At 67.3% G+C, this 13,575-nt stretch carries 10 protein-coding genes; 5 read left to right on the forward strand and 5 right to left on the reverse strand.

The annotated features are described in order from the left end of the window. Nucleotides 1–59: 59 nt before the first annotated feature. Entirely contained in the window at nt 60–713 is a 654-nt protein-coding gene (locus ACIQXM_RS03810) for a YdcF family protein (RefSeq protein WP_400927879.1), read from the reverse strand. A 212-nt stretch (nt 714–925) separates the two neighbouring features. Here ACIQXM_RS03810 and ACIQXM_RS03815 point away from each other — a divergent pair, with 212 nt between their 5' ends. From ACIQXM_RS03815 to mutM, 4 genes are all read left to right on the forward strand, one after another. Next, complete coding sequence (locus tag ACIQXM_RS03815; RefSeq protein ID WP_400927882.1) at nt 926–1,492, forward strand: YceD family protein; 567 nt, start codon at nt 926–928, stop codon at nt 1,490–1,492. Between the two features lie 2 nt (nt 1,493–1,494). Next, nucleotides 1,495–1,698 carry a 50S ribosomal protein L32 gene (rpmF, locus tag ACIQXM_RS03820; RefSeq protein ID WP_055240805.1) on the forward strand — a complete coding sequence of 68 codons (204 nt, stop codon included), beginning with the start codon at nt 1,495–1,497 and terminating at the stop codon, nt 1,696–1,698. 72 nt (nt 1,699–1,770) lie between these two features. Further along, entirely contained in the window at nt 1,771–2,472 is a 702-nt protein-coding gene (gene rnc, locus ACIQXM_RS03825) for a ribonuclease III (RefSeq protein ID WP_400927885.1), read from the forward strand. A gap of 4 nt (nt 2,473–2,476) precedes the next feature. Then, nucleotides 2,477–3,475 (forward strand): bifunctional DNA-formamidopyrimidine glycosylase/DNA-(apurinic or apyrimidinic site) lyase, encoded by a 999-nt coding sequence (mutM, locus tag ACIQXM_RS03830; protein ID WP_400927888.1) that lies wholly within the window; start codon nt 2,477–2,479, stop codon nt 3,473–3,475. 567 nt (nt 3,476–4,042) lie between these two features. Here the strand turns inward: mutM and ACIQXM_RS03835 are convergent. From ACIQXM_RS03835 to ACIQXM_RS03850, 4 genes are read right to left on the reverse strand one after another with little or no spacing between them, the layout of a single operon-like run. Then, nucleotides 4,043–4,861 (reverse strand): serine hydrolase domain-containing protein, encoded by an 819-nt coding sequence (locus tag ACIQXM_RS03835; RefSeq protein ID WP_400927890.1) that lies wholly within the window; start codon nt 4,859–4,861, stop codon nt 4,043–4,045. A 37-nt stretch (nt 4,862–4,898) separates the two neighbouring features. Next, nucleotides 4,899–5,981, reverse strand: a complete 1,083-nt coding sequence (locus tag ACIQXM_RS03840) for an NAD-dependent epimerase/dehydratase family protein (protein ID WP_400927893.1) — start codon at nt 5,979–5,981, stop codon at nt 4,899–4,901. Next, the gene (locus tag ACIQXM_RS03845; RefSeq protein ID WP_400927896.1) at nt 5,978–8,617 is read right to left on the reverse strand and encodes an alpha/beta fold hydrolase; all 2,640 of its coding nucleotides are present in this window, start codon (nt 8,615–8,617) and stop codon (nt 5,978–5,980) included. The genes ACIQXM_RS03840 and ACIQXM_RS03845 overlap by 4 nt, the downstream gene beginning before the upstream one ends. Then, complete coding sequence (locus ACIQXM_RS03850) at nt 8,611–9,639, reverse strand: 3-oxoacyl-ACP synthase III (RefSeq protein ID WP_400929489.1); 1,029 nt, start codon at nt 9,637–9,639, stop codon at nt 8,611–8,613. Before ACIQXM_RS03850 ends, ACIQXM_RS03845 begins: the two co-directional genes overlap by 7 nt. A 216-nt stretch (nt 9,640–9,855) precedes the next feature. Between ACIQXM_RS03850 and smc the strand changes: the two genes are divergently transcribed. After that, nucleotides 9,856–13,491, forward strand: coding sequence for a chromosome segregation protein SMC (smc, locus tag ACIQXM_RS03855; protein WP_400927899.1), 3,636 nt, complete (start codon nt 9,856–9,858; stop codon nt 13,489–13,491). Nucleotides 13,492–13,575 lie beyond the last annotated feature (84 nt).

Below are 13,575 nucleotides of genomic sequence, written 5' to 3' on the forward strand. Positions count from 1 at the left end.
GCGCCGCCTGCCCCGGTCGCGCTCCCGCCGGGGAGGCCGGCATTTATTGCCGCAGGGGATCAGATTCTGTTGGCGCAGGTTGGGCGGAGCGCCGCGGCTGCGAGGCCGCCGGTTTCCTCCACGAACCTGCCCAGCCACTGCTTGGCCGAAAGGTCCGGATCCGTTGCCACCATGGTGATTCTCGCCGTCGAGCACTGGGAAAGGTTCGTTGCCGCACGCAGCAGGTGATAGCGGGAGGTAACCACAATCAAGTCGTCCCAGCCGTTGTGCGCGGCCAGGCGGGCTATGGCACGGGCTTCGCCGCGGGTGGTCATGGGTTCCGGGAAGAAGCAGGTGACAGCGGCGCTGCCGGGGTCCTCGGAGACGGTGTCTCCGGCGGTGTAGTCACAGTACAGATCGGTGATTCGGTTGCCGGGGGTCTCCGTGCTGGAGAGCACCAGTTCCGGTGCCCGGCCGTCAAGGGCCAGCCGGCGTCCCACCGGAAAGCGTTCCGTCGCAGCTCCCGCGAGGACCACCACGGCGTCGGCCTTTCCTCCGTCGCCGGCGTGCGCAAGGTTGCCCTCCACCGGGTAATAAAAGAGGTTGAGGGAGGCGAAAAGCCAGATAACCGCGGAGGAAACCACGGCGGTAACAGCCACATCAACACTCCGCGGAACCCCGCGCTGGAGCCGCAGCACCAGGCGGTGCGGCAGGGCGCGGAGGAGGGGAAGCATGGCGTCAGCCTATGCGAGCAGGACCCCGGCCGGTAAACCGGCGGCCGCATGAGCTGTAAACTGGAACGAGCAGCCCGCACCCTGCCCTAACCGGCAGCGGAACGGCGCAGTTTGAGAGAATCGGCCGTATCAGGCTAAGATGATATGTCGGTCTATGTTCTACAGGAGTTCTCATTAGCGTTCAGTCGCGGATTTATCCGGGTTCGTCGCCCTTGGCCATTAGTGTCAAGGATCTCGGGCGCAGCCCGGGTGTCATGCGGACTATGCATGAACATGTTCCGGCACCGAAGGACTTCGGTGTTGCGCTTATCGGCGTGCCGGAAGGATCAGATCTTGATCTGGACCTGAGGTTCGAAGCCGTGCACGAGGGGATTTTAGTATCCGGAACCGTCATCGCTCCTGTTCAGGGAGAATGCGGACGGTGCCTGAAGCCCATCGCGTACGACGAAGAAGTCGATGTGCAGGAACTCTTCTACTACGAGGACGCTGAGTCTTTCGGAACAGAAGAGGAAGAAGAGCAACACCGGATCGAGCGAGATGTCATCGATCTTGAGCCGGTTTTGCGGGACGCAGTGGTCACCACCCTGCCGTTCCAGCCGGTGTGCCGGGAGGACTGCGAAGGCCTTTGCTCCGAATGCGGAGCGCGCCTTGAGGAGGATCCGGGTCACCACCACCAAACAGTGGATCCTCGCTGGGCAGCCCTCTCCGGGCTGGCTGGCAGCGCTGCAGAGAATTCTGCAGCAACAAGTACAGAGTCAGACGAGAGAGAAGAGAGTTAGTCGTGGCTGTTCCCAAGCGGAAAATGTCCCGCTCGAATACGCGTGCACGCCGGTCCCAGTGGAAGGCAACTGCCCCCAACCTGGTAAAGACCGTTGAGAACGGCCGCGTTACCTACAGCCTGCCTCACCAGGCCAAGGTCGTGACCGACTCAGCTGGTACCGCGCTGTTCCTTGAATACAAGGGCCGCAAGGTAGCGGACGTCTAAAACAGTGTTCCCTTCCCGGTGCGGTCAGCCGGACCGGGAGTCGAATACTGCTTTTCGGGTCAAAACCAAAAAGTGAAGAATACTGAAGAGCTTTTGAAGCGTCTCGGTGTCGATATCGACGCCGGGACGCTTCGTCTTGCACTCACACACCGTTCCTACGCTTACGAGCAGGGCGGCATCCCCACGAACGAACGCCTGGAGTTCCTGGGCGACTCCATCCTGGGCTTCTCCGTGACCGACGCGCTGTACCGGGACAACCCGGACCTGTCCGAGGGCGAGCTGGCCAAGCGCCGCTCCGCCGTCGTCAGCACGCGCGCCCTGGCCGGCGTTGCCCGCGAACTTGAACTGGGCCAGTACATCCTGCTGGGCCAGGGCGAAAAGCTGACCAACGGCCGGGACAAGTCCTCCATTCTGGCGGATACCACCGAAGCCGTGATCGGCGCCGTCTACCTCTGCCATGGGATTGAAACCGCCCGTGCCATGGTGATGCGCCTGATCGGCCCGCTGCTGCGCAACGCCGACGCCCTTGGTGCCGGCACCGATTGGAAGACCAGCATCCAGGAGATCGCAGCAGCTAGGAAGCTCGGCGACATTGAATACAAGGTCACCGGATCTGGTCCCGACCACTCCCGCAGCTTCGTTGCCGTGCTTCACATCGGCGAGAAGCCCTACGGAAGCGGCGTGGGCCATTCCAAGAAGGAAGCGGAGCAGGAAGCTGCCGCCGCCACCTGGAAGATGATCTGCCCCTCGGGTTCCACGGCCGCCGGAGCCTAGCTCCGTGCCCGAACTGCCCGAAGTGGAAGTGGTCCGCCGCGGACTGGCCTCATGGGTCCGCGGCCGGACCATCACCGGCGTCGATATCCTCGACCCGCGCTCCGTGCGCCGCCATGCGGCCGGTCCCGAAGATCTGCGCGGCAACCTCGAAGGCGCCGTGGTCACCGATGTGGTGCGCCGCGGCAAATTCCTGTGGATGCCGCTGCTTGAGGATCCCGCCTCCCCTCCTGTATCCCCTCCCTCCGCGGACCCGCACGACGACGGCGTCCCCCGGCTGGCGCTGATGGCGCACCTAGGCATGAGCGGGCAGCTGCTCATGGAAGACCCGCACCTGCCGGATGAGAAACACCTCAAGGTCCGCTTCCGCCTGAGCCCCGCCGTGTCCGCCGACGGAACCCCGATGCCTGCAGAACTGCGCTTCGTGGATCAGCGGATCTTCGGGGGAGTCTTCCTCACTGATCTGCTGCCGACCCCTGACGGTGCTCCCGGCGGCCTGTCCGAAACCGAGCTGCCGCTGATTCCCGAAGAAGCGGCCCATATTGCCCGGGATCCGCTGGATCCGGCGTTCTCCTTTGACGAGTTCTACGCCCGGTTGCGTAAGCGCCGCACCGGCATCAAGCGCGCCCTGCTGGACCAGGGGCTGGTTTCCGGTGTCGGGAACATCTACGCGGATGAGTCCCTCTGGGCCGCGAAGCTGCATTTTGCCCGGCCCACCGACACCATGCGCCGTGCCGACGCGCTGCGCCTGATTGAGTCGGCCCGCGACGTCATGACCCGGGCGCTGGCCGCAGGCGGAACGAGCTTTGACTCCCTGTACGTGAACGTCAACGGTGCATCCGGTTACTTCTCGCGGTCCCTGAACGCCTACGGACGTGAAGGCGAACCCTGTCCCCGGTGCGCTGCTGCAGGACTCTCCACCCTGATCCGACGCGATTCTTTCATGAACCGTTCCTCGTACAGCTGCCCGGTTTGTCAGCCCCGGCCGCGGAACGGGCGCTGGTAAGGGATTTTCCCGGCTGCGGCGGGGTCCGGTGAGTGCTGATTGGCGCCGGTGCGAGGACCAGCCGTTTGTTGTACAGATAACGTGCTTATCCTCGCGGCTTAGGGCCGTTACCTGTACAACGAACGCCGCGCTGGGCCCGATGGGGCCGTTACCTGTACAACGAACGCCGCGCTGGGCCGGTTTGGACCCCGCCCGCACCTGGTGTCAGCTCGGGGGTCTGGCCTGCGGGCGGATTCGCTCTGCGTACATCAGGTCTGCTGACTTCTCCCCGTTCTCAACTGCCTCACCTGGACACGGGAAATCGCCGAAGTCCCCGCACGCCTAAGCTGCCGGCCCGATCCTTCGTGCAGATAACGGCGTGTGGAAAAATCCTTCGTGCAGATTCGGGGCTTAAACCGTCCAAACCGGCCGAATGAGCCCGTTATGTGTACGAAGGATTCTGGGCGAGGCTGAATGAGCCCGGTACGTGCACGAAGGAATTCGAGGGAGCCTGAATAAGCCCGTTACGTGCACGAAGGAATTCGGGCAAGCTTGTATGAGCCCCAACCCATCACCAGAGGGACCGACTTAGGCGCCGCGAAGCTCCGCCAGCACGCCGTCGGTGAAGGGCGGCCAGACCTCTGCGGCCCAGGGACCAAAGTCGCGGTCGGTCAGGGCGACGGCGGCAGCCCCGGCGTCGGGGTCCACCCACAGGAACGTGCCGGACTGGCCGAAGTGCCCGAACGTCCGCGGTGAGCTGTTGGCACCGGTCCAGTGGGGGGACTTCGAATTGCGGATCTCGAAGCCCAGGCCCCAGTCGTTTTCCTTCTGGCGCCCAAACCCGGGAAGCACCCCCGCCAGACCCGGGAAGACCACCGTGGTTGCTTCCGCAAGACGCCCGGGCGCAGTGAGCACCGGCTGCTGCAGCTCAGCGGCAAACCGGGCCAGATCCGCCACGGTGGACACTGCGCCGGCAGCGGGGGAACCCTCCAGCGCGGTTGAATTCATGCCCAGCGGAACGAACACACCCTCGCGCAGATAATCGGCCGTCGAAATCCCTGTGGCCTCCTCCAGGGTTTCGCCCAGCACTTCAAAGCCCGCATTGGAGTAGAGCCGGCGGGTGCCCGGGGCGAAGCGGACGGTGCGTTCGGCGAAGTCATACCCGCCCGAATGCGCGAGCAGATGCCGGACAGTGGAACCCTCGGGCCCGGCCGGCTGATCCAGTTCCAGCGCCCCTTCATCCAGGGCGACGAGCATGCCGTACGCGGTCAGCAGCTTGGTGACGGAGGCCAGCGGAAAACGCCGCCCGGTGTCGCCGTGCGTGCCGGCCACGGTGCCGTCAGCCAGGACGACGGCGGCGGCAGCGTTCTCCACCGGCCAGTTGTCGATTGCCCTGACGCTGTCCATGAACATCTCCTGCTGTAGATAGGGGTGGAATTACCGTTTAGGCTGCGGTGCCGCCGTAGTGGGCCGCGAGTCGGCGCATGCCGTCCTCCACGGTCACTTCGGGAGTCCAGTCCAGCACGTCGCGGGTGCGGCGCTGGTCAAACCAGTGCGAGGTGGAAAGCTGCTCGGCCAAGAAGCGCGTCATGGGCGGTTCATCGTGAACCAATCCGCGGGTGCCGGCAGCCAGCCAGGCCCGTTCGATGACGGATCCGGCGCCGCGGGCCAGCCAGCCCGGAACGCTCCACGCCGGCGGCGTGACTCCGGCGGCGGTGCAGATGCCGGCCAGTAGTTCTCCCACCGGACGCGGCTGGCCGTTGGTGACTACCAGGGCCTGCCCGTGCGCGTGGTCCATGCGTTCGAGGCCGCGCACAATCGCCGCGGCGGCATTGGCAATGTAGGTGGTGTCGATCAGGGCAGTACCACCGTTGAGCAGGGGAAGTCGGCCGGACCGGGCACGGTCAATAACCCGCTCCACCAGCTGCGTGTCCCCGGGGCCCCAGACAATGTGCGGCCGGATGGCCCCCACGCGGAACGACGGCGAATCCTCCGCCAGGGCAAGCAGCTCGGCCGCAGCCTTGGACTGTGCATAGAATCCGCGTGCGCGCTCCGGATCGGCGGTTCCGGCACCGGCACCGGCAATGGGTTCGCCAAAGTGGGCCACCGAGGGCGAGGAGACAAACACGAAGTCCCGCACACCGGCAGCCTTGGCTGCGTCAATCAGCGTGCGCGTGCCCGTGATGTTGGTGTCCACGAAGTCCTGCCACTCGCCGGTGAAGGAGACCTTCGCGGCCAGGTGCACGACGGCGTCCATCCCCTCCACGGCGCGGCCTGCGGCCGCGGGGTCGGAGACGGAACCGGCAACGGACTCAATCCCGGCAGCCGCATTTCCCGCCGGAGCTGCCGTTCCAGCCGCAGTTCCGGCAGGAGCAGCAGCGGCCATCGGAGTGCGCTGAAGCGTCCGGACCGTGTGGCCCTTTTCCGCCAGCAATCGGGCCACGGCTCCGCCGAGCAGCCCGCTGGCCCCGGTCACCAGGACGCGCCGGGCGGCCGGGGGTGCGGCAGGCCCGGGTACGGAACTCATTTGCGTCCGCCCGTGCCGGGCACCTTGGCGCTTCCGCCGGAGAGGATCGTTTCAGCCCAGCCGGCCAGGGCCGTGCGGTCAATCTTGGAATTGTGCCGGATGTCGGTGGGCATGGCGGGAAGCACCAGCACCGCAGCCAGCTCGAGCCCGGCCCCGGCGGACACAGCGGTCCGCACGTCAGCTGCCAGGTCCTGCGGGGCAGTGCCGGGCCGGCGCACGGGATCTGCCAGTTCCAGCACGGCCACCGGAACCTGGGTTCCGGCAGGGCCAACGCCGACGACGGCGGCACGCCCCACGGCGGCCACTGACTCGGCGGCCTGCTCGGCGGCCACCGGGGTGACCACGCCGTCGGCCGTGGTGAGGATATGCCCCAGGCGGCCCTCCACCCAGAGCCGGCCCTGCTCATCCAGATGCCCGACGTCGCCGGTGCGGTGCCAGCCCGGTAGCGACGAACTCTTGGACTCGGTGATCCAGAGCCGGTCGTAACGGTCCTTGACGTGCGGTGCGGAAACCAGGATTTCACCGGTGAGGCCGGGTTCCACGAGCGGAGTGTCGCCTACGGATCCGTCCGGTGACAGAGCCGCGATGGCCACCTGGGCACCGGAGACCGGCGTACCGACGCAGACACCGTTGCCGGCACCCGCGGCCCGGATTTCCTCCAGGCTGATGTCCGTCACCGGCAGTGCTTCGGTCATTCCGTACGGAGTGTGCAGTTTCGCGTTGGGCGTGAGTTCGGAAACGCGTGCCAGCAGCGGCTCGGGAATGGGTGCGCCGGCCGAAAGCAGCAGTTCCACCCGCTTCAGGGCCTTGCGCTGGTCCGGATCCAGGCCCCCGGATGTAGCCAGCACGTTGGCCAGGGCTGCCGGGGACGCGAACACCGTGGTGGCACCCACGGCGGCAGCGGCGTCGGCCAGTGCCGCGGCCGTGAGCGTCCGAGGTGACGTGACATCCATGTCAGGGGTCACCGAGGTGGCGCCCAGCGCCGGACCCAGGAGGGCAAACGGTGCAAACCCGGCTACCAGCGAGGTGCCGGCCTCCAGGTTGTAGGTGTTCTTCAGGGCGTCACGCATGGCCGTGAGCTGGCGGTGCGTGTAGACCACGCCCTTGGCCGGCCCGGTGGATCCGGAAGTGAAGAGCACGGCGGCATCTGCATCGGGATCGGTGTGCAGCATCGGCACGTCGCTGTTCTCACCGGCGGCGATCAGCTCGGGTACCGAGTGCTTGACACCCAGGAGGCGGGCCTTGAGGGGGGAGAGCGTTTCAGCGCTGATCCGGATACCCGGCCAGCCAAAGGCCTTGGCGCCGATTAGGGCGCGCTCGATACCGACAATGTAGGCCGGCCCGGCGCCCTTGATGGCACGTCCCATGCCCTTTGTGCCCAGCCCGGCGTCGGCAACCACAATCACTGCGCCCAGACGCAGGCAGGCGTAAATCAGGGAGGTCAGTTCAATTCCCGGCGGAACAAGCAGGTTCACGCGGTCCCCGGCTTTGACGCCGGCGGCGGACAGGCCGGCGGCGAGGCGGTTCACGCGTGTGGCAAGCTCGGCCCAGGACAGGGTGGACGGGGCGCTGCCGGCGGGGGAGCCCAGCGGCGCCATGTCGACGACGGCGGCTGAGGAGTCGTCGTCGCGCTCGTCCAGTTCGGCAAGCATGGGCCGGAAAACGGAGAGTCCGGCGGTGTCCCGGCTGCGGATCTCCCGGTTTTCTGTGCCCGGGCCCTTCTCCAGCCAGCTGAAGACGGGGGCGGTGATGTCCACGTCCTCCGGCAGCAGGTGGCTGGCGCCCTCGAAGCGGTGCACGTCCGCGTTGGGCAGGCGGTCCATCAGATCCCGCAGGTAACGGTCGGAGAAGACCGGATCCTTGGGGCCCCACAGCAGGAGGGCGGGTACGTTCAGGCGCTTGATTCCCTCGGCCACCCGGTTCAGGGTGCGCCAGCTTGGATGGGTGGACTCGGGAGGAATGTCGGCAACGAAGTTCGCTACGCCGGCCCGGCGGGCCGCGCTGCGGTACGGCGCTGCGAAGGCTTTCCGCACGTCCGGAGCCAGCGCGGGTGTGGCCAGGGAATGGGTGACGCGGATGAAGGCATCGGTGGTTTGGGTGCCCCAGCCGTGGACGGCGGGATGCAGGGCCAGCTGCAGGGCCGGCGGAACGTTGAATCCGGCCGGGTGCACTGCGGTGTTGGTCAGGATGATGCCGGCGAGAGAGCTGCGGTGCTTCAGCGCCCAGCCCAGGGAAATGATGCCGCCCCAGTCGTGGCCGACGGTGATGACTTTGCCGGTCAGGTTCAACTCATCGGTGAGGTTCCCGAGGTCGGTGATCCGGTCCTCAAGACGCCGGAAGACGCCGGTGCGGGCCGAGAAACCCATGTCCAGCTGGTCCACGGCGATGACCCGCCACGGCTTTTCCGCTGTGGCGCCTGCGGCCAGCAGGCTGCGCCAGAGGTAGGACCAGGTGGGGTTGCCGTGCACGCACAGCAGGGTGCCGGCCGGCTCGACGCCGCGGGCTTCGAGGTCCGCGCCGTTGTCCAGCACATGCCACTTGTGGACGGTCCCGGGACGGTCAACTGCCGCCGTCGAAGGCACCTGGACAAAGGAAGACCAGGATTCATCAACGCCGGGCCAAAGCTCCGCTACCACGCAATCTCCATCATCGTGGTGTTCAGGCCCGAGCCCACGCCCATGCACAGCACCCGGTCACCGGGGTTCAGTGTGCGGGCTTCCTGGGCCAGGGTCATCGGCAGCGATGCCGGTCCCACATTGCCCCAGCGCGGGAACGTGATGGGCACCCGTTCGCGGACCAGGTCCACCGCCTTGATGATGGCGTTGGTGTAGGAGTTGGAGACCTGGTGGGTGACGTAGCGGTCCATGGAACGCCAGTTCCATCCCTGGTCCTCATGGGCCTCGTTCCAGGCGTCCACCACGAGTTCCAGGCCGCCGTCCAGCAGGCCCTTGGTGTCGGTGTACATGCCGTCCACGCCGCCAACGCACAGTTCATGGTGCTGCGTGCCGGCACGGGAAACACCGCCCACAATGCGGTGCGAGCCCGGGTGCTCGTCTGCCCGGCCGATGACCGCGGCGGCGGCGCCCGAGCCCAGGGTCAGCGTCGCGAACTCGCGCAGGTAGTCCTGGCGCGTGGAGTCCGGGCTGTTCAGGCGAGAGAAGGTGGCTTCCTGCGTGCCCTGCGCATCTTCGCCGGCCACGATCAGGGCGTACTTGATCTGCCCGGACTCGATCATGTTGGCCGCCATGGTGATGCCGTTAACGAAGCCCAGGCAGGCATTGGCCAGGTCAAAGTTCAGGGCGGAGGAGGGCAGCCCCAGCTGGTGGTGGATCTTCACCGCCACGGAGGGCTCAAGATTGCGCCGGGTCACCGAGGTGTTGATGAGCAGTCCGATTTCCGAGGGCTCCACCCCGGCTTCGGCAATCGCCTTGGCGCCCGCTTCGATGGCGGCGTCGTCGAATTCGGTGCCCGGCGCCCACCAGCGGCGTTCGCTGACGCCTGCCACCCGTTCAAGGAGGCGCTTGGAAAGACGCAGCCGTTTGAGGGACGGTGCCAGCCGTTCGTCAAATTCAGCTGAGGTCATAACCACCGGAGCTTCAACGCTGGTAACGCTGAGAAGAGCCGTGTTGTTGTGCTGGAAGTTGAAGTTCCCGGTCAAAATGCCTGCCTTGTCTCCTGCTGAAGTGATCACACCTGCCGGCTGGGGAAAGCCTGGCTTCACGTCTTGATTCACTTGTTCCTTAGAGAATCCTACGTTCCCTGTGAGGCCGAAGGGACGCACCGGGCGGGATTACGCTCTGCGAGTACTGCAGTTAAGTCTCAGGCACCAAGTAGATTGAGGGAATCACCCAACAGCAGGAAAGATTGGCCGCCCGTGCATTTGAAGACGCTGACCATGCGTGGATTTAAGTCCTTCGCATCAGCCACCACCTTCGAGTTTGAACCCGGAGTTACCGCTGTCGTGGGGCCCAACGGGTCCGGGAAATCCAACGTGGTGGACGCCTTGGCCTGGGTCATGGGTGAGCAGGGAGCCAAGACTCTGCGCGGCGGAAAAATGGAAGACGTCATTTTTGCCGGTACCAGCGGCCGGCCGGCCCTGGGCCGCGCGCAGGTCTCGCTCACCATTGACAATGCCGACGGTGCCCTGCCGATCGAATACTCGGAAGTCACCATTTCCCGGACCCTGTTCCGCTCCGGCGGGTCCGAATATGCCATCAACGGCGCCCCCGCCCGGCTGCTCGATATTCAGGAACTGCTCTCGGATTCCGGACTGGGCCGCGAGATGCATGTCATAGTGGGCCAGGGCCAGCTGGACCGGATCCTGCACGCCGGTGCCGCGGAGCGCCGGGGTTTCATCGAAGAGGCCGCCGGCATCCTTAAGCACCGCCGCCGGCGTGAGAAAACCGTCCGGAAGCTCGACGCCATGCAGGCCAACCTTGCCCGGCTGACGGACCTGACCTCGGAGCTGCGGAGCCAGCTGGGCCCGCTGGGCAAGCAGGCTGCCGTTGCCCGCCGTGCCCGCACCGTGCAGCAGGACGCCCGGGATGCACGGGCCCGGCTGCTCGCCGATGACCTGGTGGCCCTGACCGGTTCCCTGGCCCGGGACGCTGCGCAGGAACAGGAACTGCTGGCCCGCCGCGACGCCGCCGCTGCCGCCCTGGCCGCCGCCCGGTCCCGGCAGGCCGAACTGGAAACCCTGGCCGCCCGGGCCACCCCGCAGGTCAACGCCGCCCGGGACGCCTGGTACGCACTCTCCACCCAGCGCGAACGGTTCACGTCCCTGGCCGCCCTGGCACAGGAGCGACGCCGCCTGCTGGGATCCTCGGAACACCGTGAAGACACCGGCACCGATCCGGAACGGCTGCAGGCTTCCGCCCAGCGGGTCCGGGCCGAGGCAGCCGTCCTGCAGGAAACCATCGAGGAACGCCGCAGGGTCCTGGCCGGCGCCGAGGAACTCCGTGCGGCGGCTGAAGAGGCTGCCGCCGCCGAAGAACAGCGGCTGGCCGCCGTCCTCCGCGCGGCAGCGGACCGCCGTGAAGGCCTGGCCCGGATAGCCGGCGCCGTGGGCTCGGCCCGGTCCCGGGTGGATGCCGCGGAAGCGGAACTGGGCAGGCTGCGCGCCTCCATCAGCGCCGGTGAAGAACGGCGCCGGATCGCCCAGCAGGAATTCACTGCCCTGGAGAACTCCGCGGCGGGAGCGGAGGAAGGCGAGGAAGGCCTCGACGCCGAGTACGGGGATGCGGTGGCCGAGCTGAACGCCGCTGTTGCCGCACTGGAGGAGCTGCGCCGCACTAAGCAGGATGCCGAACGCGAACGTGAGACCCTGACTGCCCGCCGGGATGCCCTGCGGGTGGGACTGGACCAGCGCGACGGATCCGCCGTGCTGCTGGACGCCGGAGTGGAGGGCGTGCTGGCGCCGTTGGCGGCACTGCTCACCGTCCGGCCCGGCTGCGAACGTGCAGTTACGGCGGCCCTGGGAACTGCTGCGTCCGCCGTGGCGGTTTCCGATCTCTCCGCTGCGGTTGGCGCCCTGACACACCTCAGGGAGGCCGACGGCGGGCAGGTGGACCTGGTGCTGGCATCGGGGCCGGATTCCGTGCTTTCCGCAGACACCTCTTCCGAACGCCCGGAGTCCGGGCGCTCCGATCTTCCCGCCGGGGCCATCTGGGCGGCCGACGCAGCTCAGGCACCGGCGGAACTGCGGCAGACCCTGGGCCGGCTGCTGGACGGCGCGGCCATTGTGCCTTCCCTGACTGAGGCGGCCGCCCTGCTGCGCGAACACCCCGGCCTGACCGCTGTAACCTCCGGCGGTGAAGTCCTCTCGGTCTTCGCCGGCCGAGGCGGGTCCTCGTCGGCTCCCGGACTGCTTGAGCTGCAGGCAGCGGTGGAAGAAACCGAAACGCGCATCCGGGCCGCTGCCGCCCGTTCCGAGCAGGCGGGGTTTGCCCTGTCCGGGGCAGCGGGCCGCCGGAACGCAGCCCAAAAGCGCGCCGATGCCGCCCTCGCCGCGCTGCATGACTCGGATGCCCGGCTGGCCGCCGTCGCCGAACGGCTCGGGTCCCTGGGGTCCGCCCTGCGTTCGGCTGTGGGCGAGTCGGAACGGCTGAAGCAGCTGGTGTCCGCGGCCGAAGCCAACCTCGCTGCGGAACAGGAAGCCCTGTCCGCTGCCGCAGCACGGCTCGCCGCAGCGGACAACACCCCGGCGGAAGCGGAACCGTCCACCGAACAGCGTGAGGCGCTTGCACGTGCCGCCGCGGCTGCCCGCCGGGCGGAAACCGACGCGAGGCTGGCCCTGCGGTCCGCCGAGGAACAGCACAAAGCCGTGGCCGGCAGGGCAGCCGGGCTGGAACGGGCCGCGGACAGCGAACGTCGGGCCAGGGCGGCAGCGGAGGTGCGCGCCCGGCGTCGCGCCGTGCAGGCGGCCAAAGCGGCGGCCGTGGAGCATGCTGCCCGGACTGTGCTGGGGTTCCTGGATGTTTCGCTGGCGGCGGCAGCGGCTGAGCGGGACCACGCGGAGGCCGTGCGCACCGCCTGGGACGAGGAATTGGCCGGTGTCCGCACCGCAGCAGCCGATGCTTCGGCTGAGGTGGCCCGGCTGACCGATTCCGTGCACCGGGACGAGCTGATCCGCGCCCAGCAGCAGTTGCGTGTGGAGGCGCTGGAAGCACGCGTGATTGAGGAACTGGGCCTGACACCGGAGCATTTGGTGGCTGAGTTCGGTCCGGACCAGCCGGTTCCGGTGCCCGTCGGCCCTGCCGCGGGAAGCCCCGGGGATAAGTGGGCGGCCCTGCACGCGCCGGTGGATGAGGAGGGGAACCCGCTCACCACCGGGGTTCCCTATGACCGGGCCGTCCAGGAGAAGCGGCTGAAGCAGGCCGAGCGGGACCTTGCTGCCCTGGGCCGGGTCAATCCGCTGGCCCTGGAAGAGTTCGCTGCCCTGGAGGAGCGGCACACCTTCCTCAGCACCCAGCTGGAGGACCTCAAAGCCACCCGCCGCGACCTGCTGGACATCATCAAGGACGTGGACCGGAAGGTGGAGGAAGTCTTTACCGCGGCCTACCGGGACACCGCCGACCAGTTTGAGCGCGTATTCGCCACCCTCTTCCCGGGCGGCGAAGGCCGGCTGGTCCTGACCGATCCCGAGGATATGCTCAGCACCGGCATCGAGATCCAGGCCCGCCCGGCCGGCAAGCGGATCAAGCGGCTGTCCCTGCTGTCCGGCGGTGAGCGCTCGCTGACCGCGGTGGCCCTGCTGGTGGCGATCTTCAAGGCCCGCCCCTCGCCGTTCTACGTAATGGACGAGGTGGAAGCTGCGCTGGATGACACCAACCTCGGGCGGCTGATCACCATTTTCGAAGAGCTCAAGGAATCCAGCCAGCTGATTGTCATCACGCACCAGAAGCGCACCATGGAAGTGGCCGACGCTCTGTACGGGGTGACGATGCAGGGCGACGGGGTGTCCACCGTGATCAGCCAGCGACTGGACAAGACTGCCGACCCTGCCCGCTGACTTACCTCCGGCCGAGAGCCGAGCTCGTGTCCCTTACCCCGGCCGAGAACCGAGCTCGTGCCGGAATCCGCGGTGGAGAACGGC

The organism is Arthrobacter sp. NPDC097144 (assembly GCF_044762205.1).
Classification (GTDB): domain Bacteria; phylum Actinomycetota; class Actinomycetes; order Actinomycetales; family Micrococcaceae; genus Arthrobacter_B.